We start from the raw sequence: 21,717 nt of genomic DNA, 5'->3' as shown, positions 1-21,717 counted from the left end.
GTCTACACTCCCCCCCTCACAACACAAGAACCCGGTGGTCCCCCCCCGCCGGCCCCCCCCCCCACCCACCCCCACCCCCCCACCCCCGTAGGAGCGAGGCTTGCCCGCGATAGGCCGCACCTCCAGGCAAAAAAATGCCCCGCACTTGGCGGGGCATTTTCATTTCAGCGGATGACGATCACAGGCCTTCGAGCAGCGCCTTGTTGCGCACCGCGCCCTTGTCGGCGCTGGTGGCCAGCAGGGCGTAGGCTTTCAGCGCGGTGGTCACCTTGCGTGGGCGTTTTTCCGCCGGCTTCCAGCCTTTCTTGTCCTGTTCGACGCGGCGCGCCGCCAGTTCTTCGTCGCTGACCAAGAGGTTGATCGAGCGGTTCGGAATGTCGATCAGCACCTTGTCGCCGTCCTGCACCAGGCCGATGGCGCCGCCCGCGGCGGCTTCCGGCGAAGCGTGGCCGATGGACAGGCCCGAGGTGCCGCCGGAGAAGCGACCGTCGGTCAGCAGGGCGCAGGCTTTGCCCAGGCCCTTGGACTTCAGGTAGGAGGTCGGGTACAGCATTTCCTGCATGCCTGGGCCGCCTTTCGGGCCTTCGTAGCGAATGATGACGATGTCGCCTTCCTTCACTTCGTCGGCGAGGATGCCGCGCACCGCGCTGTCCTGGCTTTCGAAGATCTTCGCGTTGCCTTCGAAGACGTGGATCGACTCGTCGACGCCGGCGGTCTTCACCACGCAGCCGTCCAGGGCGATGTTGCCGTAGAGCACGGCCAGGCCGCCTTCCTGCGAGTAGGCGTGCTCGACGCTGCGGATGCAGCCGTTCTCACGGTCGTCGTCCAGGCTCGGCCAGCGGGTCGACTGGCTGAACGCGGTCTGGGTCGGGATGCCGGCCGGGCCCGCCTTGAAGAAGTGGTGCACCGCTTCGTCGTCGGTCTGAGTGATGTCCCACTTGGCGATGGCCTCTTCCATGCTGCGGCTGTGCACGGTCGGCACGTCGGTGTGCAGCAGGCCGCCACGGGCCAGCTCGCCGAGGATGCTGAAGATGCCGCCGGCGCGGTGTACGTCTTCCATGTGGTACTTCTGGATGTTCGGCGCCACCTTGCACAGCTGCGGCACCTTGCGCGACAGACGATCGATGTCGCGCAGGTCGAAGTCGATCTCCGCCTCCTGGGCGGCGGCCAGCAGGTGCAGGATGGTGTTGGTCGAGCCGCCCATGGCGATATCCAGGGTCATGGCGTTCTCGAAGGCCTTGAAGCTGGCGACGTTGCGCGGCAGCACGCTGTCATCGCCTTCGCCGTAGTAGCGCTGGCAGAGTTCCACGGCCAGGCGCCCGGCGCGCAGGAACAGCTGCTCACGGTCGCTGTGGGTGGCCAGGGTCGAGCCGTTGCCCGGCAGGGCCAGCCCCAGGGCTTCGGTCAGGCAGTTCATCGAGTTGGCGGTGAACATGCCGGAGCAGGAACCGCAGGTCGGGCAGGCGCTGCGCTCGTACTCCGCGACCTTCTCGTCGGACGCGCTGGAGTCGGCGGCGATCACCATGGCGTCGACCAGGTCAAGGCCGTGGGAGGCGAGCTTGGTCTTGCCGGCTTCCATCGGACCGCCGGAGACGAAGACCACCGGGATGTTCAGGCGCAGGGCGGCCATCAGCATGCCGGGGGTGATCTTGTCGCAGTTGGAGATGCAGACGATGGCGTCGGCGCAGTGGGCGTTGACCATGTACTCCACGGAGTCGGCGATGATCTCGCGGCTCGGCAGCGAATACAGCATGCCGTCGTGGCCCATGGCGATGCCGTCGTCCACGGCGATGGTGTTGAATTCCTTGGCCACGCCGCCGGCGCGTTCGATTTCGCGGGCGACCAGCTGGCCCAGGTCCTTGAGGTGCACGTGGCCCGGGACGAACTGGGTGAAGGAGTTGGCAATGGCGATGATCGGCTTCTTGAAGTCGTCATCTTTCATCCCCGTGGCGCGCCACAGGGCGCGGGCGCCGGCCATGTTGCGGCCGTGGGTGGATGTTTTCGAGCGGTAATCAGGCATGGAGCACTCCGGGCGGCTAATCAGGTAACAAATGGGGAGTGAGCTTCTATTGACCTCTGGAACACTCAGAAATGGCCGTGTGTCCTGAAGCTGCCGATGACGCCGCGGGATCGCCGCGCGCCTCAGCCTGAGCTCATAAACCCGCCGGGGGATGACTGGCGATGAATCTCGCGATTCTACACCGCTGGCGTCAGGAAGGAATGCCGTGGCCGCTCTACGGTGGGATATCAAATTGCGCAGCTGCTAGCAGGGGACTGGTTTAGACTCGCCGGCCTTCGATCATCTTCCAATGGAGCTGGAATGTCCGCGATGCTGCGATCCTTGAGGTTCTACCTTGTCGTCGGTCTGGGGCAGGGTCTGCTGCTGATGTGGACCATCCTTTATGGCGGCTTGTCCGGGATCGCCACGGCCGCGATGGTGGCGGCGCTGTTGATGGGCGGCGGGGTGCTGCAACTGGCGGCCGGGCAGCGGCGTCAGTGGCGTACCTGGATCGCGATGTCGCTTGTGGCGCTGGGAGCGGCGGGGCTGGTACTGGCGTGCGGTGGCTTGCTCCTGACCGAAGACGTGGAATACGGCGTGGTGGCTGGCCTGCTGCTGATGACCCTGCTCAGTGCCACGCGGCTGCAGGGACGTGGCGATCTGTGGCGGCGCCTGCTCGGTAATGGCGCATGGGTGCTGCTGGCGTTGCCAATGCCCTGGCTGGCGTACGAGTTGCTCGATCTATGGGTTCAGTACCGTCACCTCGATCCCTTCAAGAGCGGGTTCCTGTCCCTGGTATTTTTCGCTGCTCCGAGCCTCGCGTTCTCCGGCGCGATGTTCGTCGGCCATCTGTGGCGCACCCGGCGGCGCCCCTTGCCCGGAAGGTAAAGGGGCGCCCGGTCAGGTTCAGCTGTTAGGCAGCAACCGGCAGATGATGCTCTTGATGTAGCGGGTTTCCGGGATCGCCGGGTGCACCGGGTGGTCCGGGCCCTGGCCGCCGCGTTCCAGCAGCTGGATATTGCGGTCCAGGTGGCGGGCGCTGGTGAGCAGGATGTTCTGCAGGTCGTCTTCGGGCAGGTGCATCGAGCACGAAGCGCTGACCAGGATGCCGTCCTTGCTCAGCAGGCGCATGGCCTGTTCGTTCAGGCGGCGGTAGGCGCCTTCGCCATTCTTCAGGTCTTTCTTGCGTTTGATGAAGGCGGGCGGGTCGGCCACGATCACGTCGAAACGCTCTTCGGCGGCCTTGAGTTCTTTCAGGGCTTCGAACACGTCGCCTTCGATGCAGGTGACTTTCTCGGCGATGCCGTTGAGCGCGGCGTTGCGTTCCACGCCGTCGAGGGCGAAGCCCGAGGCATCGACGCAGAACACTTCGCTGGCGCCGAAGGCACCGGCCTGCACGCCCCAGCCACCGATGTAGCTGAACAGGTCCAGCACACGCTTGCCCTTGGCGTAAGGCGCCAGGCGCGCGCGGTTCATGCGGTGGTCGTAGAACCAGCCGGTCTTCTGGCCTTCCATCACCGGGGCCTCGAACTTCACGCCGTTCTCTTCCAGGGCGACCCACTCCGGCACCAGGCCGAACACGGTTTCCACGTAGCGGCCCAGGCCTTCGGCGTCACGGGCGGCCGAGTCGTTCTTGAACAGGATGCCGCTGGGCTTGAGGACCTGGACCAGGGCGGCGATCACGTCGTCCTTGTGCTGTTCCATGGTCGCCGACGCCAGTTGCACCACCAGGATGTCGCCGAAACGGTCGACCACCAGGCCCGGCAGCAGGTCGGAATCGCCGTAGACCAGGCGGTAGAACGGCTTGTCGAACAGGCGCTCGCGCAGCGACAGGGCCACGTTCAGGCGGTGCACCAGCAGCGACTTGTCCAGCGCCAGCTTGGCGTCGCGCGACAGCAGGCGGGCGCAGATCAGGTTGTTCGGGCTCATGGCGACGACGCCCAGCGGCTTGCCGCCGGCGGCTTCCAGCACTGCCTGGTCGCCTGCCTTGAAGCCGTGGAGTGGGGTGGCGGCTACATCGATTTCGTTGCTGTAGACCCACAGGTGACCGGCGCGCAGGCGGCGATCGGCGTTGGCTTTGAGGCGCAGGCTTGGCAGGGACATGACGTCGCTCCGGAAAAAAGAGCGGGAGTATAACGTGTTGCGGTCGCCGAGAGGCTGGCGAGTGGATATGCGGCGACGGGGCCGTCAGTGGGCACTGTTATAAAGTTCCTTTCGGCTGGCCATGGTGGCCGTCTAAAGGGTTAGAATCGCCGCCTGACCCAGAGTGTGTACTTATGTCCCAAGAGCTATCCGCCGAACAGATTCAACAGGCCCTGCAAGGCATCAGCGTGCCGCCCCAGCCGCAAATCATGGTGGATTTGCAGATGGAGCAGTACATGCCCGACCCCGATCTGGAGACGATCGCGCGGCTGATCTCCCAGGACCCGGGGCTCTCCGGCGCCCTGCTGAAAATCGTCAACTCGCCGTATTACGGGCTGAGCAACAAGATCGCCTCGATCCAGCGTGCGGTGAACCTGCTGGGCAGCCGTTCGGTGATCAACCTGATCAACGCGCAGTCGATCAAGGGCGAGATGAGCGACGCCACCATCGTCATCCTCAACCGCTTCTGGGACACCGCCCAGGATGTGGCGATGACCTGCCTGACCCTGGCCAAGCGCACCGGCGCGCAAGCGGTCGACGAAGCCTATGCCCTGGGGCTGTTCCACGATTGCGGCGTGCCGCTGATGCTCAAGCGCTTCCCCGACTACATGACGGTGCTGGAAGAGGCCTATGGCAGCGCCAGCGCCGAGCATCGCGTGGTGGATACGGAAAACCGGGTGTTCAACACCAACCACGCGGTGGTCGGTTATTACACGGCCAAGTCCTGGCGCCTGCCGGAACACGTGACCAACGCCATCGCCAATCACCATAATGCCCTGGCGATCTTCAGCGACGAGTCGTCGCGCAACAGCCAGCTGAAGAACCTGCTGGCGATCCTGAAAATGGCCGAGCATATCTGCGCGTCCCACCGGGTCCTGGGCAATCAGGCCGACGACCACGAATGGAACAGCATCGGCCATCTGATCCTCGATTACGTCGGCTTGACCGACTACGACTTCGAGAACCTCAAGGAAACCGTGCGCGAGCTGGGTACGCACTGATTCCCGACCACGAAATGAGCACACGAGGCGCACATGCCTGAATTACCGGAAGTCGAAACCACCCGGCGCGGTATCGCGCCGCACCTGGAAGGGCAGCGTGTCAGCCGCGTGATCGTGCGCGAGCGGCGCCTGCGCTGGCCGATTCCGGAAGACCTCGATGTGCGCCTGTCCGGCCAGCGGATCGTCACGGTGGAGCGCCGTGCCAAGTACCTGCTGATCAATGCCGAAGTCGGCACCTTGATCAGCCACCTGGGCATGTCGGGCAACCTGCGCCTGGTGGAGGCCGGCCTGCCGGCGGCCAAGCACGAGCATGTCGACATCGAGCTGGAGTCCGGCCTGGCCCTGCGCTACACCGATCCGCGGCGCTTCGGTGCGATGCTCTGGAGTCTCGACCCATTGCATCACGAGCTGCTGGCGCGCCTGGGGCCGGAGCCTTTGACCGACCTGTTCGATGGCGAGCGCCTGTATCAGCTGTCGCGCAACCGCTCGATGGCGGTCAAGCCGTTCATCATGGACAACGCGGTGGTGGTGGGGGTGGGCAATATCTATGCGACCGAAGCGCTGTTTGCCGCGGGCATCGACCCGCGCCGCGAAGCCAAGGGGATTTCCCGGGCGCGCTACTTGAAGCTGGCGATCGAGATCAAGCGCATCCTGGCCGCGGCCATCGAGCAAGGCGGCACCACCCTGCGCGACTTTATCGGCGGCGACGGGCAGCCGGGCTATTTCCAGCAGGAGCTGTTCGTCTACGGACGCGGCGGGGAACACTGCAAGGTCTGCGGCACGGGGCTGCGAGAGGTCAAGCTGGGGCAGCGTGCGAGCGTTTTCTGCCCCAAGTGCCAGAGCTGAAAGACACCGCGGGCGGCGATCCGACTTGCCCGCGATAACGCCCTTTCAGACAACGTCAGGCTTCAAGCCTTACCGGTAATCTTCCGGTACTTGGCCATCAACTCTTCCTGGGTTTCCGGATGGGCTTCGTCCAGCGGGATGCAATCCACCGGGCAGACCTGCTGGCATTGCGGCTCGTCATAATGGCCGACGCATTGGGTGCACAGGTTCGGGTCGATCACATAGATCTCTTCGCCTTGGGAAATCGCAGCGTTCGGGCACTCGGGTTCGCAGACGTCGCAGTTGATGCAATCGTCGGTGATGATCAGGGACATGGGGCACTCCGGCCGGGGCGGCGGGCCCAGGCATTTGAAAAACCAATGGCGCAATTGTGCCGTATTGACGAGCGCAGTGCACGCGGGCGCGATGGGAGGGGCGTTTGCAGGAAGCGGACGCAGGCTGTGCCCGCTCCCTTGCAGGGCTTATTTCTTGAAGCGCAGGGTCAGGGCGTCGGCCACCACCGGATGGACGAACTTGCTGATATCGCCGCCCAAGGCCGCGATTTCCCGGACCAGGGTCGAGGAAATGAACGAATAGCGCTCGGAAGGCGTGAGGAACAGGCTTTCCACGTCCGGCGCCAGTTGGCGGTTCATGTTGGCCAGCTGGAATTCGTATTCGAAGTCGGAAACCGCCCGCAGCCCCCGCAGGAAGACATTGGCGTTCTGCTCCTTGGCGAAATGCGCCAGCAGCGTGGAAAAACCGACGACTTCAACGTTCGGCAGATGCTTGGTGACCTCGCGAGCCAGTTCCACACGCTGTTCCAGGGGGAAAAGCGGGTTTTTCTTCGGGCTGGCGGCGACGGCGATGATCACATGATCGAACAGCCGCGAGGCGCGTTCGACCAGATCGCCATGGCCCTTGGTAATAGGGTCGAAGGTACCTGGGTACAGCACTCGGTTCATCGCGTCGTCCTGGCGAGAGTCCGTTGGGGAGTCGGATGGTAGCGCAGCCTTTCCGGTCGGCCAAGTCGCCTGTAACGGAAGAAAGCACTATAGACGACAGGAATAAGCGGCGTTTTCATCCGTTTTTCAGCCGTTCGGCCAGGGCCGTGGCCAGCTGCGCGGTCAGGCCGTACACCGACAGCTGCGGGTTGGCGCCGATGCTGGTGGGGAACAGCGACCCGTCGTGGATCGACAGGTTGGCCAGTTGGTGATGCCGGCCCAGACTGTCGGCGACGGCGCTCCTGGGGTCCTCGCCCATGGCGCAACCGCCCATCACATGGGCGCTGCCGAGGCGGGTGCGATACAGCGCAAGAGTCAAACCGTCGATCAGCGTCCTGGCCTCGGCCAGGGTCTTCACGTAGCGGGCATCGCTGTGCAGCGGCATGACCGCCCGGGCGCCGCCGGCGAACTGGATCTCCGCCATGCTGTGGAAGGCCCGGCGCACGCCATCCCAGGCGTAGTCGGACACCTGATAGTCGAGCACCGGCGAGCCGTCGCCGCGCAGTTCCACGCTGCCGCCGCTGCTGTCCGGGTGAAAACCGTCCCGCAGCAGCGCGAGCATGGCGTGGGTGTGGGGCAGTTGCTGCATGTTCAGCGCGCTTTGCGGGCCGAAGCCGCCGAGCAGGGTGGCGGCCAGCGCCGGTTGCAGCGGCGGGACTTCGAGTTTGTAGGACATCTTGCCGGTGGTGCCGTCCCGCCACTGGAAATGATCGGAGTAGATCGACTGTGGCGCGCCGTAGAAGGGGTTGATCACCTGATCGAACTGCCCCGCGGAGAAACTCACCAGGTGCAGGAAGGTGCGTTTGCCCAGGCGTTGGTGCGGGTCGGCCGCGTCGGAGCGCATGAGCAGGGCCGGGCTGTTGATCCCGCCGCCCGCCAGCACGTAATGCCGAGCCTTGACCGTGACGGTGCGCCCGGTGGGCGCCACGCAGCGCTCGTCCATGGCCAGGCATTGCAGGCTCTCGACCCGGTCGCCCTTGATCAGCAGGCGTTCGGCGCGGGCCAGGTACAGCAGCTCGCCGCCTTTTTCCAGGGTGGCGGGGATGGTGGTGACCATCATCGACTGCTTGGCGTTGGTCGGGCAGCCCATGCCGCAATAGCCGAGGTTCCAGCAGCCGCGCACGTTGCGCGGGATCACATGCCAGCTGTAGCCGAGCTTCTCGCAGCCGATCCTGATCACGTCGTTGTTGGCGTTGGGCGGCATGATCCACGGGGCGACCCCCAGGCGCTGCTCCATCTTCTCGAACCAGGGCGCCATCTCGGCCGGGCTGTGGCCCTTGACGTTGTGCTCGCGGGCCCAGTGTTCCAGGGTCGGTTCGGGCGTGCGGAAGCTGGACGTCCAGTTGATCAGGGTGGTACCGCCGACCGCGCGGCCTTGCAGGATGGTAATGGCGCCATCCTTGCTCATGCGGCCGATGCCTTCCTGATAAAGGCTGGCGTAGGCCTGGTCCTCGAGCATCTTGAAGTCGTCGCTGGTCTTGAGCGGCCCTTCCTCGATCAGCAGCACCTTGTAGCCGGCGGCGCTGAGAATCTCGGCGGTGGTGCCGCCCCCCGCGCCGCTGCCGATCACGGCGACATCCGCTTCGAGGGTCAGGTCCTGCTGCAACTGCGAACCGTTGTAGGTTTTCCAGCCTCGGGCCAGGCCTTCGCGAAACAGATCGGGTACGGGCATATCAGGCGCTCTCTTGTTATGGAATTTGTGGCCGTCGTCGTTCCTGTAGCCGCTGAGCGGCCACGGAGTGAACAGTCTTCAGATCCTGGGCGGGCCGGGGTAACCGCAATGGGCCCAGGATTCGGGGCGGCCGTACCAGGCCATCATCACCAGTTGCAAAAGCGACGCATGGCCCATGCGCAGCAGGCTGAGGGAGCTGTTTTTCCAGCGTTCGAGAAAGTGGTGGATGTCTTCGGCGCTGGCGTTTTCCCAACTGCCCCAGATGCCGGTCAGGGGGCCCCGGGTGATGCCCATGGCCAGCACATCGAACAGTTGGCGGGTGAGCTTGAGCATCTCCAGAGACAGATGATCGAGGCTGCGGTCCAGGCCGTTCAGGGTGGCGTCGAGGGCGGCCGGCAGCTGCCCGGCGGCCACCGAGCCCTCGAGCAGTACCGGGAGCAGCGCCCGCAGGATCGGCAGGTCGCTGTTGCGCAGTACGGCGAAGCCGCTGGCCGCGGTGCCGGACGAACAGCCGCTGAGGCTGGCGCCGATACCGGCGGTGGTCAGGAACGCGCTGGCGCACAGGCCGATCTTCAACAGGCCGCGGCGCGACAGGACGGGTGAGGCAGGCAGGCTGGGAGTCATTGTTGTTATTACCCGGCAATGGTCTGGTTAACGGATGAACAGTTTCTGGATCAGCCGCTGGATCGGTTTGCCGTAGGGCGGGTAGATCAGCCGCGCGGCGTTCAGGCGCTGTTTGCTCAGCACGCCCTTGGCCTTGCTGAAGGTCAGGAAGCCCTCGTGGCCGTGGTAATGGCCCATGCCCGAGGGGCCGATGCCGCCGAACGGCATGTCGTCCTGGGCCACGTGCAGCAGGGTGTCGTTGAGGCACACCCCGCCCGAGTGGGTTTCATTGAGCACCCGTTGCTGCTCGGCCTTGTCGTAGCCGAAGTAGTAGAGCGCCAGGGGGCGCGGGCGCTGGTTGATGTAGGCGAAAGCCTGGTCCAGGTTGGTGTAGGGCACGATCGGCAGGATCGGGCCGAAGATCTCGTCCTGCATCACCGTCATCTCGTCGCTGACATTCAGCATCAGGCTGTGGCCCATGCGCCGTTCCTGGTTCTCCTCGAACAGCGGGATCAGCAGCGCGCCCTTGCTGGTGGCGTCGCTGATGTAGCTGTTCAGGCGGGCCAGTTGCCGCTGGTTGATGATCGCCGTGTAGTCGGGGTTGTCGGCCAGGGTCGGGAAGAAGCCGCGGACCACCTGGCGATAGGCGTCGACGAAGGCGCCGACCCGGTTTTCCGGGACCAGCACGTAATCCGGGGCGACGCAGGTCTGGCCGGCGTTCATGGTCTTGCCGAAGGCAATGCGTTCGGCGGCGTCCTTGAGCGGCACGTCGGCGGAAACGATGGCCGGGGACTTGCCGCCCAGCTCCAGGGTCACCGGGGTCAGGTTTTCCGCCGCGGCGCGCATCACGTGCTTGCCGATGCTGGTGGCGCCGGTGAACAGCAGGTGATCGAAAGGCAGCCGGGAGAAGGCCATGCCCACTTCGGCCTCGCCCAGCACCACGGCCACCAGGTCCTCGGGGAACACCTTGGCCAGCAGGCGCTTGAGCAGCAGGCCGGTGGCGGGGGTCGATTCGCTGAGCTTGAGCAGCACCCGGTTGCCGGCGGCGAGCGCGCCCACCAGCGGGCCGATGGCCAGGTACAGCGGGTAGTTCCACGGCACGATCACGCCGACCACGCCCAACGGCTGGTAGACGACCTTGGCCGAGGCCGGCTGAAAGGCCAGGCCGACCTTGCGTCGCGAAGGCTTCATCCAGCCCTTGAGGTGTTTGCTGGCGTGGTGGATGCCATGCAGGCTGGGCATGATTTCGGCGATCAGGGTTTCGTCGGCGCTGCGATGGCTGAAGTCGGCGCTGATGGCGTCGATCAACGCCTCGCGTTCGCTGTCGAGCAGTTCGCGCAGGCTCTTGAGCCATTGCTGGCGCTGGGCGGCGGGCGGCATGGGGTTGGCCGCGAAGGCCTGGCGCTGGGCGGCGAACAGGTTGTGGAGCTCGTCCAGCTGGGGTTGGGCTTGCGACAAGTAGGCGATTTCGGCAGACATGGGCAGCTCCGGTTTTTATGAGGTGGGCGATTTTTAGAGTTTATGCTCTAAAATGTCAAATGACATCCCGAGTCGGCTTTGATTTATCCCATGGGGGATAGGTCGTAAGATGCCGGGCAACGCCTTTTCGATTAAAGCCCAGACCCATGGCCCCACGCATAAAAACCCGCGAACGTATCGTCCAGAACAGCCTGGAACTGTTCAACCAGCAAGGCGAGCGCAGTGTCAGCACCAACCACATTGCCGCCCATATGGAGATTTCGCCGGGCAACCTGTACTACCACTTCCCCAACAAGCAGGCGATCATCGCCGTGCTGTTCTGCGAGTACGAAGCCCTGGTCGACAGCTTCCTGCGCCTGCCCCAGGGCCGCAGCGTGACTGTGGAGGACAAGCGCTACTACCTGGAGGCGGTCCTGGCCGCCATGTGGCGTTACCGTTTCCTGCACCGCGACCTGGAGCACCTGCTCGATAGCGACGCCGAACTGGCCGCCCGCTACCGGCGTTTCTCCCAGCGTTGCCTGATCCACGGCACGGCGATCTACGCCGGTTTCGTCGAGGCCGGCATCCTCAAGATGGACAAGGTGCAGATCGAGTCCCTGACCCTCAACGCCTGGATCATCCTCACCTCCTGGGTGCGCTTTCTGTGCACCACCCGGGAAAATTCCATGCACCTGAGCGAAGAAGCCATCAAGCGCGGCGTGTATCAGGTGCTGGTGCTGGAGGCCGGTTTTGTCACCGACCAGGCCCGGGACGCGGTGAACGACCTGTTCGACAGGTTTTACGTGCCGTTGGCCCAGGCCTTGGAAGAAGTGCAGTAGGATCGAATGACATCGTTCAATTAGCGGAGTCCGTCATGCCCATCGCGCAACTGATCAGTCCACAGCAATTGGCCGCTCGCCTGGAGCAGCCCGGGCTGGTGATTCTCGATTGTCGTTTTGCCCTGGAAGACCCGGATTATGGCCAGCGCAGTTATGCCGAGGGGCATCTGGCCGGCGCGCATTTTGCCGATCTGGAGCGTGATCTCAGCGGCCCGGTGGTCAAGGGCGTGACCGGGCGCCATCCGCTGCCCGAGCCGGCGGCGCTGAGCGTCCGCCTGCAGGCCTGGGGTGTAGACGCCGACAGCGACATCGTGCTCTACGACGACGGCCCCGGTGCCTATGCCGCCCGGGCCTGGTGGCTGCTGGCCTGGCTGGGCAAACGCGACGGCGTGTTTATCCTCGATGGCGGCCTGAAGGCCTGGCACGCCGCGGGCCTGCCGTTGAGCCTGGATGCGCCGTCCAGCGTCCCCGGTCATTTCACGGGGCGGCCTGACAAATCCTTGCTGCTGAGCGCCGCGCAACTGCAGACGCGCCTCGGCCAGCCTGGCCTGACCCTGCTCGATGCCCGCGCCGCGCCGCGTTTTCGTGGCGAAGTGGAGCCGATCGATCCGGTGGCCGGGCACATCCCTGGCGCGCAATGCGCGGCCTTCACCGACAACCTGGGTAGCGACGGCCGTTTTCTGCCGGCCGAGCAGCTCAAGCAGCGGTTTGCCGCCAAGCTGGCAGAGCGCTCGCCGACCGAGTTGGTGGCCTACTGCGGTTCGGGCGTGACTGCCTGTCACAATCTGTTCGCCCTGTGCCTGGCCGGCTACCCCCTGGCCAGCCTGTACGCCGGCTCCTGGAGCGAATGGATCACCGACCCGCAGCGCGCGGTTGCCACCGGCGATTGATCCGGATCATTCGCCGTAGGAGGGCGGGGCTGTTTCAGAGGGACTGGCGAGCACTGCGATAGGCCGCCGGCCCTACGCCATAGACCTGCTTGAACTGCCGGCTCAGGTGACTCTGGTCGGCGAACCCCAGTTGCGTCGCCACTTCCAGCGGCAGGCAGCCGTCGCGTAGCAAGGCCCGGGCCTGGGCGATGCGTTGTTGCATCAGCCAGGTGTGCGGTGGCATGCCGGTGGCGCGGCGGAACACCCGGGCGAAATGGAAAGGCGAGAGGTTCACCGCCGCGGCCAGTTCCTCCAGGGACGGCGGAGCGGCCAGTTGTGCTTGCAGCAGCTCCTTGGCCTGGACGATCGCCCGGTGCTCGCGCCCGGGTTCGCCCGGCGCCTTGACCCCGGCGTGGCGGCGCAGCAGCAGGAGCATCATTTCCCGCCAGACGGTCTGCTGTTGCAGGGCGCTGGCCGGGCTTTCCAGCAACTGGTGCAACTGGCAGAAGCCGCTGACCAGGTCGGGGTCGCGATACAGCGTGGCGCCGAAGGCCGGCAGGTTGCCGGTGGGCAGTTCCAGCTCCTCCAGCATGCCGAGGATCTGGGCGTTGTCCGGATAGAACGCCCGGTACAGCCAGCCGTCCTCGGTGCCTTTGTGGCCGGTGTGCAGCTCGTCCGGGTTGATCAGCACCAGGGTGCCGCGCCCCGCCAGGTGCTCGGCGCCGCGATAGCGGTAGCGCTGGGCGCCGGCCATGATCATGCCGATCACATAACCGTCATGCACATGGGGCACGAAGCGCTGCTCGATATAACGCGCCGCCAGCAACTCCACGCCGGCCAGGGGCGCGGTCTGCCAGAAACGGATCGACTCGCCCTGGCCGCCGTTCATCGCGGCTCGTACTCCCGGGCGGCCAGCCACTGGGGAATGCGCCGTTCCAGGTAATAACCCGGGGTCTTCACTGAGCCGTCGACGAACCCGACGTGCCCGCCCTTGGCCTGCAGCTCGAAGTGGGTGCTGCTGGACAGTTCGGCGGCTTCCGGCAGGCTGTGGGGGAAGACGAAGGGGTCGTCCGCGGCCTGGATGATCAGGGTCGGCGTGCGGATTTCCCCGAGGAAATAGCGGCTGGAGGCCCGCCGGTAATAGTCCTGGGCATCGGCGAAGCCATTCAGCGGCGCGGTGACCCGGCCGTCGAAGTCCCAGAAAGTGCGCATGTTCTCCAGCGGGCCGAGCCGCTCCAGCACGGCCAGGCCCTCATGGCGCCCGTCGTGCCGGAACTGGCGCTGCTTGTCCTTGATGTAGGCCAGCATCTCGCGCATGAAATGCGCCTGGTAGACCTTGGAGAAGCCCTGGCCGATGCGGTCGGCGCACTGGTCCAGGCGAAACGGCACCGAGACCGCCACGGCGCCTTGCAACTGGCTGGCGCTGCCGCTTTCCCCCAGGTGCTTGAGCAAGACATTGCCGCCCAGCGAGTAGCCCACCGCGAACAGCGGGGCCAGCGGGCGCTGACTGCGCAGGTGGTCGATGGCGGCGGCCAGGTCTTCGCTGGCGCCGGAGTGGTAGCTGCGCGGCAACAGGTTGGGTTCGCCCGAGCAGCCGCGCCAGTTCAGCGCCACGCTGGCCCAGCCCTGAGTCGCCAGGGCCTTTTGCAGGCCGGCGACGTAAGGCGAGTCGGACGAACCGGTCAGGCCGTGCAGCACCAGGACCAGGGGCGCGCTGGCCGTGTGCGGGCCGTGCCAGTCGAGATCGAGAAAGTCGCCGTCGTCCAGCCACAGGCGTTCGCGCTGGCGCTCGAGGTGGGTGGTCTTGCGCCACAGCGGGCCCCACAGGGTCTGCAGGTGCGGGTTGCCGAGGCCGAAGGCGGGAATGAAACGATCTGGCGGAGTGGGCACGGTGCTTCTCGTAGCAGCGGTGCGCAGCCCGGTTGGGGCCGCGCACCTTTATCAGGCCGGCGTCAGCCGGCGATCTCTGCCATACGTTGCCACAAGGAGTAGTACACCTGCCCGGATTTTTGCTCCCGGTGCAGGCGCCAGTTGGCCGGAAGGCCGAGGGTGGAGGGCGGGGTCTCGCTTTCGGTGTAGACCCAGGCGTCGTCGGCCAGCCAGCCGCGCTCTTCCAGCAGGGCACAGGCGGCCGGCAGCAGGTTCTGGTGGAACGGCGGGTCGAGGAACGCCAGGTCGAAGCGGCTGGCCGGCTGGGTTTCCAGATAGCGCAGGGCGTCGGCGGTCTGTGCCTGGCCGACGGTGCAGCGCAGGGTGCCCAGGTGTTCGCGCAGGCGCGACACGGCCAGGCTGCTGGCGTCCAGCGCCAGGCCCATGGCGGCGCCACGGGACAGGGCTTCGAGGAACAGCGCGCCGCTGCCGGCGAACAGGTCGAGCACCTTGGCCCCGGGGACATAAGGCGCCAGCCAGTTGAACAGGGTTTCGCGCACCCGGTCCGGCGTCGGGCGCAGGCCCGGCACATCGGGGAAGCTCAGACGGCGGCTGCGCCATTCGCCGGCGATGATGCGCAACTGGCCCGCACCGTTGTGCGGGTTGTGGGCGGGTTTCTTGCTGTGACGCGATGGGCTGGCCATTAGTGCTCCGGAACCCCGAGCGGTTGCTCGGCGGGTTTGTCAGTAGGGGCCGGCAACGGCTTTTGCGGTACGGTCGGGCCGGCGGTGACGATGACCATCTTGTCCGCGCTCAGGTGTTTGTTCAGCACATCCCGAACCTGTTCCACGGTCAGTCCCTGGGACCGCTGCATGAAGTCTTCAAGATAGCTCAGCGGCAGGTCGTAGAAGCCGATGGCGCCCAGTTGGCCGACGATATCGGCGTTGCTGGCGGTGGACAGCGGGAAGCTGCCGGCCAGCTCGCGCTTGGCGTCGTCGAGTTCCTTCTGGGTCGGGCCGGTCTTGAGGTAGTCGGCAAGCACGTCCTGCACCAGCTTGAGGGTGCCCTGGCTCATTTCGGCGCGGGTCTGCAGGTTGATCATGAACGGACCGCGGACCTGCATCGGGCTGAAGCCGGAGGAGACGCCGTAGGTCAGGCCGCGTTTTTCGCGGACTTCGCTCATCAGCCGGGTGCCGAAACCGCCGCCGCCGAGGATCTGGTTGCCCAGGGACAGCGCGGCGTAGTCCGGATCGTCGCGGTCGATGCCCAGTTGCGCCAGCAGCAGGGTGGTCTGGCTGGACGGGTACTCGATATGGCCGATGCTGGCCTGGGGCTCGCTCGGCTGCGGGATCTTCACCAGCGCCGGGCCTTTGGGCAGGGCGCTGGAAATCTGCGCGGCAATCGCTTCGGCTTCGCTGCGCGACAGGTCGCCCACCAGCGCGATCACCACGTTGCCGGCGGCATAGGCCTTGGCGTGGAACGCCCGCAACTGGGCCAGGCTGATCGGCGGCACGCTCTGGGCGGTGCCATCGCTGGAGTGCGCATACGGATGGTTGCCGTACAGGCGCTTCATCAGTTCCAGGCTCGCCAGCTTGCCGGGGCTCTGCTTCTGGTATTCGAAGCCGGCGAGCATCTGGTTCTTGATACGTGCCAGGGAGTCGGCGGGGAAGGTCGGCTTGCCGACGACATCGGCGAACAGTTGCAGGGCCGGTGTGCGCTTCTCTGGCGCGCTCAGGCTGCGCAGGGAGGCGATGGCCATGTCCTTGTAGGCCCCGTTGCCGAAATCGGCGCCCAGGCCTTCGAAACCTTCGGCGATCGCGCCGACATCCTTGCCGGCCACGCCTTCGTTGAGCATGGCGTTGGTCAGCTGCGCCAGGCCCGGCGCGTCGCCGTCCTGGCTGCTGCCGGCGGCGAAGGTCAGGCGCATGTCGAACATCGGCAGTTCATGGGCTTCGACGAACAGCACCTTGGCGCCTTCGGCGGTGCTCCAGGTCTTGATGTCGAGGCTGCGGTGGCTCGGGGCCTTGCCATCGAGCTCGGCCAGGGATTGCAGTTTCTGGCTGCTCTTGGCGTTGTCCAGGGCCTGGCTGGCATTGGACGCGTCCGGACGCAGCAGGTAGAGGCCGGCCCCAGCGATCAGGGCCACCAGTGCCAGGCCAAGCAAGACCGGGCTGGCGCTTTTGCGCTTACTCATTGGGCGGACTCCTCGGGCAGTACATGGGCAACGCTCAGGCGTTCGCGGGTGAAATAGGTGCGGGCGGCCTTCTGGATGTCTTCAGGGGTCACGCTTTGCAGCTCGGCGAGCTCGGTGTCCATGAGTTTCCAGGACAGGCCAACGGTTTCCAGCTGGCCGATGGCGGTGGCCTGGCTGGTGATGGAATCCCGCTCGTAGACCAGACCGGCGATCACCTGGGCGCGCACGCGCTCCAGTTCTTCGGCGGTCGGCGGCGTGGTTTTCAGCTCTTCGAGCAAGCGCCACAGCCCGGCTTCGGCCTGGGCGATGGTCTTGTTCTTCTGGCTGTTGGGCATGGCCGACAGCAGGAACAGGCTGTCGCCACGGCTGTAGGCGTCAAAACTCGACGAACCGCCGGACACCAGCTCTTCGCCGCGCTCCAGGCGGGTCGGGATACGGGCGCTGTAGCCGCCGTCGAGCAGCGCGGCGATCAGGCGCAGGGCGTGCACCGAATGCTTGTCCTCGGCGGTGGCGATGCTCGGCACGTTGAAGGCCAGCATCACGCTCGGCAGCTGGGTCTTGACCCGCAGGGTGATCTGCCGCTCGCCGGGCTCGGCCAGTTCCAGGGGGATTTTCGCTGCGGGCACGGCGCGCTTGGGGATGGCGCCGAAATAACGCTGGGCCAGGGTTTTGACCTCGTCCGGGGTCACGTCGCCGACCACCACCAGGGTGGCGTTGTTCGGCACGTACCAGGATTCGTACCAGTGGCGCAGTTCCTCGACCTTCATCCGCTCGAGGTCGGCCATCCAGCCGATGGTCGGCGTGTGATAGCCGCTGGCCGGGTAGGCCATCGCCTTGAAGCGCTCGAAGGCCTTGGACATCGGCTTGTCGTCGGTGCGCAGGCGGCGCTCTTCCTTGATCACTTCGATTTCGCGGCTGAACTCGTCCGGCGGCAGGCGCAGGCTGGCCATGCGGTCGGCTTCCAGCTCGAAGGCCACGCCCAGGCGGTCGCGGGCCAGCACCTGGTAGTAGGCGGTGAAGTCGTCGCTGGTAAAGGCGTTCTCTTCGGCGCCCAGGTCGCGCAGGATCAGCGAGGCTTCGCCGGGGCCGACCTTTTCGCTGCCCTTGAACATCATGTGCTCCAGGGCATGGGACAGGCCGGTCTGGCCCGGCGTCTCATAGCTGGAGCCGACCTTGTACCAGACCTGGGAGACCACGACCGGAGCCCGATGGTCTTCCCGGACCACGACCTTGAGGCCGTTGTCGAGGGTGAATTCGTGGGTGGGTTGTGGGTCGGCAGCCAGGGCTGCGAGGGGCAGACAAACCGTACTGAGCAGCAGGCCTGCGGCGCGGCGGGCTAGAGCATTCATTCGTTTTTTAAACCTGTTGGACTGCCCGCTTGGTCTTAGCCTACGGGCGAGGAGGTGCTAGGATACTGATCCGTTTTACTGGCGGCCACGCCTATCAGGCTTGCACGGACCAACGTGTGCTTGAGCAGGTTGTATGGGTTTCCGGCAAGAAGCGCTGTTTTATCGACTAGACTTCGACTTTTCGCCGATTTTGCCGCTTCAGTCCTTTAGTAAAATCGATCCTTGAGGTGCCGTTGGGCACTTCGACAAAATGTTGCGCGTGAACAAGCCGGCGGAAACGCAGTCTGTTCTGCATCGAATATTTATTTGCCGAGGCGCCCTTAGTGGCGTGTCGCTACCTTGAGATAGCCGTCCTCCATGTTTGGTTCCAACGACGACAAGAAGACCCCAGCCGCGGCTGGCGAAAAGAAAGGCCTGTTCGGATGGCTGCGCAAAAAACCGCAGGAACCCGTCGTCGAACAGCCGCCAGCCCCTGTCGAGCCTGCCCCGGCGCCTGTTGTAGCGGCCCCGGTTGCCGAAGCCGCCGCTCCCGTGGTGCAGCCGATCGCCGAGCCTGCCCCGCAGCCTGAACAACCGATAGCAGCGACCGAGCCGTTGCCCGCCCCGGAACTGCCGCTGACCCCCGCCCCCCAGCACAAACCCTGGCTGAACCTGCCGGTGGCGGAAGAGCCGGTGGCCCTGGTGGAAGACGAGCAAGCCCCGCACATCACCCCGCCGATTCCGGCCGCGACCGATGTGCAGCAGGCCGCCGAGCTGCTGGTGGCCGAGTTGGCCCACAGCAGCGAGCCGCCCGCGGCCCAGGCGCTGCTCGAAGAGGACGACGTGCCACAACCGGTGATCGCGGCCTTCGTGGCGCCCGAGCCTGTCCGGGCGCCGGAGCCCGCGCCAGTTGTCGCAGCTCCAGTTGCTCCAGTTGCTCCAGTTGCTCCAGTCGCGGCGGTTGCGGCGGTTGCGGCGGTCGAAGCGCCCGCTGTCGTCGAGCCTGCGCGCGCCGAAGACAACAAGGTCGGCTTCTTCGCCCGCCTCAAGCAGGGCCTGTCCAAGACCAGCGCCAGCATCGGCGAAGGCATGGCCAGCCTGTTCCTGGGCAAGAAGGCCATTGATGACGAACTGCTGGAAGACATCGAAACCCGTCTGCTGACCGCCGACGTGGGCGTGGAAGCCACCGCGGTGATCATTCAGAACCTGACCCAGAAGGTCGCGCGCAAACAGCTGACCGACGTCGATGCCCTGTACAAGTCGCTGCAGGCCGAGCTGGCGAGCATGCTCAAGCCGGTGGAACAGCCGCTGCAGATTGCCTCGCAGGGCAAGCCGTTCGTGATCCTGGTGGTGGGCGTCAACGGCGCCGGCAAGACCACCACCATCGGCAAGCTGGCCAAGAAGCTGCAGCTGGAAGGCAAGAAGGTCATGCTCGCCGCGGGCGACACCTTCCGTGCCGCGGCCGTGGAGCAGCTGCAGGTCTGGGGCGAGCGCAACAAGATCCCGGTGATCGCCCAGCACACCGGCGCCGACTCGGCTTCGGTGATCTTCGACGCCGTGCAGGCCGCCAAGGCCCGTGGCATCGACGTGCTGATCGCCGACACCGCTGGCCGCCTGCACACCAAAGACAACCTGATGGAAGAGCTGAAGAAGGTCCGTCGGGTGATCGGCAAGCTCGACGCCGACGCGCCCCACGAAGTGCTGCTGGTGCTCGACGCCGGCACTGGCCAGAACGCCATCAACCAGGCCAAGCACTTCAACCAGAGCGTCGAGCTGACCGGCCTGGCCCTGACCAAGCTCGATGGCACCGCCAAGGGCGGGGTGATCTTCGCCCTGGCCAAGCAGTTCGGCCTGCCGATCCGCTACATCGGCGTCGGCGAGAGCATCGACGATTTGCGCACCTTTGAAGCCGAACCCTTTGTCCAGGCACTGTTTGCCGAGCGGGAGCGTTCATGATTCGTTTCGAGCAGGTCGGTAAGCGTTATCCGAACGGCCATGTCGGCTTGCACGAGCTGAGTTTCCGGGTTCGTCGGGGCGAATTCCTGTTCGTGACCGGCCACTCGGGCGCGGGCAAGTCCACGCTGCTGCGGTTGCTGCTGGCCATGGAACGTCCCACCAGCGGCAAGCTGCTGCTGGCCGGCCAGGACCTGGGCACCATCAGCAATGCGCAGATTCCGTTCCTGCGGCGGCAGATCGGCGTGGTGTTCCAGAACCACCAACTGCTGTTCGATCGCACTGTCTTCAACAACGTCGCCTTGCCGCTGCAGATCCTTGGCCTGTCCAAGGCCGAGGTCGCCAAGCGTGTGGACTCGGCCCTGGAGCGCGTGGCGCTTTCGGACAAGGCCGAGCTGTACCCGGGTGACCTGTCCACCGGCCAGCAACAGCGCGTCGGCATCGCCCGCGCCATCGTGCACCGCCCGGCCTTGCTGCTGGCGGATGAACCCACAGGTAACCTCGACCCGCGTCTGGCGGCGGAAATCATGGGCGTATTCGAAGATATCAACCGGCTGGGCACCAGCGTGCTGATCGCCAGTCACGACCTGGCACTGATCGCTCGCATGCGCCACCGCATGCTGACCCTGCAACGCGGCCGATTGATCGGCGATGGGGAGGCCGGCGTATGAGTGCGACCCGCAGCCCGAAAGTGGCCGAACGCGTGGCTCCGAAAGCCACCGAGCAGCCGCCGCAGAAGAAAAAGCGCGACGAAGACGATGGCCCGGACTTCGGCACCCTGCTGCACGCCTGGATCGAAAGCCATCGTGCCAGCCTGCTGGACAGCCTGCGCCGCCTGGGCAAGCAGCCGATCGGCAGCTTCTTCACCTGCCTGGTGATGGCCGTGGCCCTGAGCCTGCCGATGGGCTTGTCGCTGTTGCTCAGCAATGTCGAGCGCCTGGGCGGTTCCTGGCAGCGCGCGGCGCAGATTTCCCTGTACCTGGAACTCAACGCCAGCGTTTCCGAGGGCGAAAGCCTGAGCGAGCAGATCAAGGCCATGCCGGGTGTGGCGGACGCCGAATTCATCAGCAAGGACAAGGCCCTGGACGAGTTCCAGCAGCAGTCCGGGTTGGGCGAGGCGCTCAAGGAGTTGCCGCAGAACCCGCTGCCGGGCGTGGTCCTGGTGACGCCGAACGAAGTGGACAAGGCCGCCCTGGAAGCCCTGCGCCAGCGTCTGGCGGAAATGCCCAAGGTGCAACAGGCACAGTTGGACCTGGTGTGGGTCGAGCGCCTGGCGGCGATCCTCAAGCTGGGCGACCGCTTTGTCTTCGGCCTGACGGTGCTGCTGGTTTCTGCATTACTTTTGGTGATAGGCAATACCATTCGTCTTCATATTGAAAACCGCCGCACCGAGATAGAAGTGATTAAACTCGTCGGCGGCACGGACAGTTATGTGCGGCGTCCCTTCCTTTATATGGGCGCCCTGTATGGCTTCGGTGCGGGGATTCTGTCCTGGGGTGTCCTGGCGTTCGGGCTCAACTGGCTGAACGACGCGGTAGTGGGGCTGGCCGGCTTGTACGGCAGTGATTTCGCCCTGGCTGGCGTGCCGGTCGCCGACGGTCTGTCGCTCTTGCTTGGCGCTGTGTTGTTGGGGTATATCGGTGCGTGGATTGCAGTCGCCCGCCACTTGCGGGAGCTGGCGCCGAAATAGTGTCTTTTTGCTTGTATTGACCTTTTTGTGTTTTTGGGAACTTGTTTTTCGGTTTCCGGTCAATTTTCAGCAGTGCTGAATAAGCACGAGTTATGTGAGTCGGAGGTTTTTTCGTATGACCACTTCTTTGCAACCTGCTTATGCCTTGGTCCCGGGTGCGAACCTGGAGGCCTACGTGCACACGGTGAACAGCATTCCGTTGCTGACGCCGGAGCAGGAGCGAGAACTGGCCGAGAGTCTCTACTAAGACCAGCATCTGGAGGCGGCTCGGCAG

The 21,717-nt window shown here is 65.3% G+C and carries 20 protein-coding genes and 1 pseudogene; 9 read left to right on the top strand and 12 right to left on the bottom strand.

Translation table 11 applies throughout. The features are described from left to right. Positions 1–178: 178 nt before the first annotated feature. Positions 179–2,020, bottom strand: a complete 1,842-nt coding sequence (gene ilvD, locus ACQKQA_RS25400; RefSeq protein WP_427563696.1) for a dihydroxy-acid dehydratase — start codon at positions 2,018–2,020, stop codon at positions 179–181. A 300-nt stretch (positions 2,021–2,320) separates the two neighbouring features. Between ilvD and ACQKQA_RS25395 the strand changes: the two genes are divergently transcribed. After that, positions 2,321–2,887, top strand: coding sequence for a hypothetical protein (locus tag ACQKQA_RS25395; protein WP_427563694.1), 567 nt, complete (start codon positions 2,321–2,323; stop codon positions 2,885–2,887). 18 nt (positions 2,888–2,905) lie between these two features. On the opposite strand, the gene ACQKQA_RS25390 is transcribed toward ACQKQA_RS25395, so the two are convergent. Beyond that, positions 2,906–4,102, bottom strand: a complete 1,197-nt coding sequence (locus ACQKQA_RS25390; protein WP_427563692.1) for a class I SAM-dependent rRNA methyltransferase — start codon at positions 4,100–4,102, stop codon at positions 2,906–2,908. A gap of 227 nt (positions 4,103–4,329) precedes the next feature. On the opposite strand from ACQKQA_RS25390, the gene ACQKQA_RS25385 reads away from it, so the two are divergent. Beyond that, positions 4,330–5,142 carry an HDOD domain-containing protein gene (locus ACQKQA_RS25385; protein WP_427563698.1) on the top strand — a complete coding sequence of 271 codons (813 nt, stop codon included), beginning with the start codon at positions 4,330–4,332 and terminating at the stop codon, positions 5,140–5,142. A 33-nt stretch (positions 5,143–5,175) separates the two neighbouring features. Then, complete coding sequence (gene mutM / locus ACQKQA_RS25380) at positions 5,176–5,988, top strand: bifunctional DNA-formamidopyrimidine glycosylase/DNA-(apurinic or apyrimidinic site) lyase (protein ID WP_427563690.1); 813 nt, start codon at positions 5,176–5,178, stop codon at positions 5,986–5,988. A 62-nt stretch (positions 5,989–6,050) separates the two neighbouring features. Here mutM and ACQKQA_RS25375 read toward each other — a convergent pair whose 3' ends face one another. The 5 genes from ACQKQA_RS25375 to ACQKQA_RS25355 all read right to left on the bottom strand — a co-directional run bounded on the left by ACQKQA_RS25375 (position 6,051) and on the right by ACQKQA_RS25355 (position 10,722). Next, the gene (locus ACQKQA_RS25375) at positions 6,051–6,302 is read right to left on the bottom strand and encodes a YfhL family 4Fe-4S dicluster ferredoxin (RefSeq protein WP_054058398.1); all 252 of its coding nucleotides are present in this window, start codon (positions 6,300–6,302) and stop codon (positions 6,051–6,053) included. A gap of 147 nt (positions 6,303–6,449) precedes the next feature. Beyond that, positions 6,450–6,929 (bottom strand): pantetheine-phosphate adenylyltransferase, encoded by a 480-nt coding sequence (coaD, locus tag ACQKQA_RS25370; RefSeq protein WP_427563688.1) that lies wholly within the window; start codon positions 6,927–6,929, stop codon positions 6,450–6,452. Positions 6,930–7,044: 115 nt separating this feature from the next. Then, entirely contained in the window at positions 7,045–8,640 is a 1,596-nt protein-coding gene (locus tag ACQKQA_RS25365) for a GMC family oxidoreductase N-terminal domain-containing protein (RefSeq protein ID WP_427563686.1), read from the bottom strand. Between the two features lie 78 nt (positions 8,641–8,718). After that, complete coding sequence (locus ACQKQA_RS25360) at positions 8,719–9,264, bottom strand: twin-arginine translocation pathway signal protein (RefSeq protein ID WP_427563684.1); 546 nt, start codon at positions 9,262–9,264, stop codon at positions 8,719–8,721. Between the two features lie 27 nt (positions 9,265–9,291). Further along, a complete protein-coding gene (locus ACQKQA_RS25355) occupies positions 9,292–10,722 on the bottom strand; it encodes a coniferyl aldehyde dehydrogenase (protein ID WP_427563683.1) in 1,431 nt (476 codons plus the stop codon). 146 nt (positions 10,723–10,868) lie between these two features. On the opposite strand from ACQKQA_RS25355, the gene ACQKQA_RS25350 reads away from it, so the two are divergent. Both ACQKQA_RS25350 and ACQKQA_RS25345 read left to right on the top strand, forming a co-directional pair. Then, on the top strand, positions 10,869–11,540 hold the full coding sequence (locus ACQKQA_RS25350; RefSeq protein ID WP_427563681.1) for a TetR/AcrR family transcriptional regulator: 672 nt from the start codon (positions 10,869–10,871) through the stop codon (positions 11,538–11,540). Positions 11,541–11,575: 35 nt separating this feature from the next. Then, positions 11,576–12,430 carry a sulfurtransferase gene (locus ACQKQA_RS25345; protein ID WP_427563680.1) on the top strand — a complete coding sequence of 285 codons (855 nt, stop codon included), beginning with the start codon at positions 11,576–11,578 and terminating at the stop codon, positions 12,428–12,430. Positions 12,431–12,464: 34 nt separating this feature from the next. Here ACQKQA_RS25345 and ACQKQA_RS25340 read toward each other — a convergent pair whose 3' ends face one another. The 5 genes from ACQKQA_RS25340 to ACQKQA_RS25320 form a co-directional block, all read right to left on the bottom strand. Continuing rightward, complete coding sequence (locus ACQKQA_RS25340; RefSeq protein ID WP_427563678.1) at positions 12,465–13,298, bottom strand: AraC family ligand binding domain-containing protein; 834 nt, start codon at positions 13,296–13,298, stop codon at positions 12,465–12,467. Then, complete coding sequence (locus ACQKQA_RS25335) at positions 13,295–14,299, bottom strand: hydrolase (protein WP_427563676.1); 1,005 nt, start codon at positions 14,297–14,299, stop codon at positions 13,295–13,297. The genes ACQKQA_RS25340 and ACQKQA_RS25335 overlap by 4 nt, the downstream gene beginning before the upstream one ends. Before the next feature lie 62 nt (positions 14,300–14,361). After that, a complete protein-coding gene (rsmD, locus tag ACQKQA_RS25330) occupies positions 14,362–14,982 on the bottom strand; it encodes a 16S rRNA (guanine(966)-N(2))-methyltransferase RsmD (protein ID WP_427563674.1) in 621 nt (206 codons plus the stop codon). Continuing rightward, positions 14,982–16,472, bottom strand: coding sequence for a M16 family metallopeptidase (locus tag ACQKQA_RS25325; RefSeq protein ID WP_427563672.1), 1,491 nt, complete (start codon positions 16,470–16,472; stop codon positions 14,982–14,984). The genes rsmD and ACQKQA_RS25325 overlap by 1 nt, the downstream gene beginning before the upstream one ends. Then, positions 16,469–17,821, bottom strand: coding sequence for a M16 family metallopeptidase (locus ACQKQA_RS25320; RefSeq protein ID WP_427563670.1), 1,353 nt, complete (start codon positions 17,819–17,821; stop codon positions 16,469–16,471). The genes ACQKQA_RS25325 and ACQKQA_RS25320 overlap by 4 nt, the downstream gene beginning before the upstream one ends. A 357-nt stretch (positions 17,822–18,178) precedes the next feature. Between ACQKQA_RS25320 and ftsY the strand changes: the two genes are divergently transcribed. From ftsY to ACQKQA_RS25300, 4 genes and pseudogenes are all read left to right on the top strand, one after another. Beyond that, complete coding sequence (gene ftsY / locus ACQKQA_RS25315) at positions 18,179–19,756, top strand: signal recognition particle-docking protein FtsY (protein WP_427563668.1); 1,578 nt, start codon at positions 18,179–18,181, stop codon at positions 19,754–19,756. Then, entirely contained in the window at positions 19,753–20,424 is a 672-nt protein-coding gene (gene ftsE, locus ACQKQA_RS25310; RefSeq protein WP_427563666.1) for a cell division ATP-binding protein FtsE, read from the top strand. Before ftsY ends, ftsE begins: the two co-directional genes overlap by 4 nt. Further along, on the top strand, positions 20,421–21,443 hold the full coding sequence (ftsX, locus tag ACQKQA_RS25305) for a permease-like cell division protein FtsX (protein WP_427563664.1): 1,023 nt from the start codon (positions 20,421–20,423) through the stop codon (positions 21,441–21,443). The genes ftsE and ftsX overlap by 4 nt, the downstream gene beginning before the upstream one ends. A gap of 115 nt (positions 21,444–21,558) precedes the next feature. Continuing rightward, a pseudogene (locus tag ACQKQA_RS25300) lies at positions 21,559–21,687 on the top strand (sigma-70 factor domain-containing protein); the annotation flags it as partial. Positions 21,688–21,717 lie beyond the last annotated feature (30 nt).

Origin of the sequence: Pseudomonas sp. NPDC089530 (assembly GCF_050280705.1) — a bacterium.
GTDB lineage: Bacteria > Pseudomonadota > Gammaproteobacteria > Pseudomonadales > Pseudomonadaceae > Aquipseudomonas.
The sequence above is the reverse complement of the archived record's forward strand: the minus strand, read 5'-3'. Positions and strand labels throughout refer to the sequence as shown.

What these genes read in the sequence shown, in the direction of transcription:
- ilvD (WP_427563696.1), bottom strand. Translation starts at nt 2,020, where the DNA reads ATGCCTGATTACCGCTCGAAAACATCCACCCACGGCCGCAACATGGCC.
- ACQKQA_RS25395 (WP_427563694.1), top strand. Translation starts at nt 2,321, where the DNA reads ATGTCCGCGATGCTGCGATCCTTGAGGTTCTACCTTGTCGTCGGTCTG.
- ACQKQA_RS25390 (WP_427563692.1), bottom strand. Translation starts at nt 4,102, where the DNA reads ATGTCCCTGCCAAGCCTGCGCCTCAAAGCCAACGCCGATCGCCGCCTG.
- mutM (WP_427563690.1), top strand. Translation starts at nt 5,176, where the DNA reads ATGCCTGAATTACCGGAAGTCGAAACCACCCGGCGCGGTATCGCGCCG.
- ACQKQA_RS25375 (WP_054058398.1), bottom strand. Translation starts at nt 6,302, where the DNA reads ATGTCCCTGATCATCACCGACGATTGCATCAACTGCGACGTCTGCGAA.
- coaD (WP_427563688.1), bottom strand. Translation starts at nt 6,929, where the DNA reads ATGAACCGAGTGCTGTACCCAGGTACCTTCGACCCTATTACCAAGGGC.
- ACQKQA_RS25365 (WP_427563686.1), bottom strand. Translation starts at nt 8,640, where the DNA reads ATGCCCGTACCCGATCTGTTTCGCGAAGGCCTGGCCCGAGGCTGGAAA.
- ACQKQA_RS25360 (WP_427563684.1), bottom strand. Translation starts at nt 9,264, where the DNA reads ATGACTCCCAGCCTGCCTGCCTCACCCGTCCTGTCGCGCCGCGGCCTG.
- ACQKQA_RS25355 (WP_427563683.1), bottom strand. Translation starts at nt 10,722, where the DNA reads ATGTCTGCCGAAATCGCCTACTTGTCGCAAGCCCAACCCCAGCTGGAC.
- ACQKQA_RS25350 (WP_427563681.1), top strand. Translation starts at nt 10,869, where the DNA reads ATGGCCCCACGCATAAAAACCCGCGAACGTATCGTCCAGAACAGCCTG.
- ACQKQA_RS25345 (WP_427563680.1), top strand. Translation starts at nt 11,576, where the DNA reads ATGCCCATCGCGCAACTGATCAGTCCACAGCAATTGGCCGCTCGCCTG.
- ACQKQA_RS25340 (WP_427563678.1), bottom strand. Translation starts at nt 13,298, where the DNA reads ATGAACGGCGGCCAGGGCGAGTCGATCCGTTTCTGGCAGACCGCGCCC.
- rsmD (WP_427563674.1), bottom strand. Translation starts at nt 14,982, where the DNA reads ATGGCCAGCCCATCGCGTCACAGCAAGAAACCCGCCCACAACCCGCAC.
- ACQKQA_RS25325 (WP_427563672.1), bottom strand. Translation starts at nt 16,472, where the DNA reads ATGAGTAAGCGCAAAAGCGCCAGCCCGGTCTTGCTTGGCCTGGCACTG.
- ACQKQA_RS25320 (WP_427563670.1), bottom strand. Translation starts at nt 17,821, where the DNA reads ATGAATGCTCTAGCCCGCCGCGCCGCAGGCCTGCTGCTCAGTACGGTT.
- ftsY (WP_427563668.1), top strand. Translation starts at nt 18,179, where the DNA reads ATGTTTGGTTCCAACGACGACAAGAAGACCCCAGCCGCGGCTGGCGAA.
- ftsE (WP_427563666.1), top strand. Translation starts at nt 19,753, where the DNA reads ATGATTCGTTTCGAGCAGGTCGGTAAGCGTTATCCGAACGGCCATGTC.
- ftsX (WP_427563664.1), top strand. Translation starts at nt 20,421, where the DNA reads ATGAGTGCGACCCGCAGCCCGAAAGTGGCCGAACGCGTGGCTCCGAAA.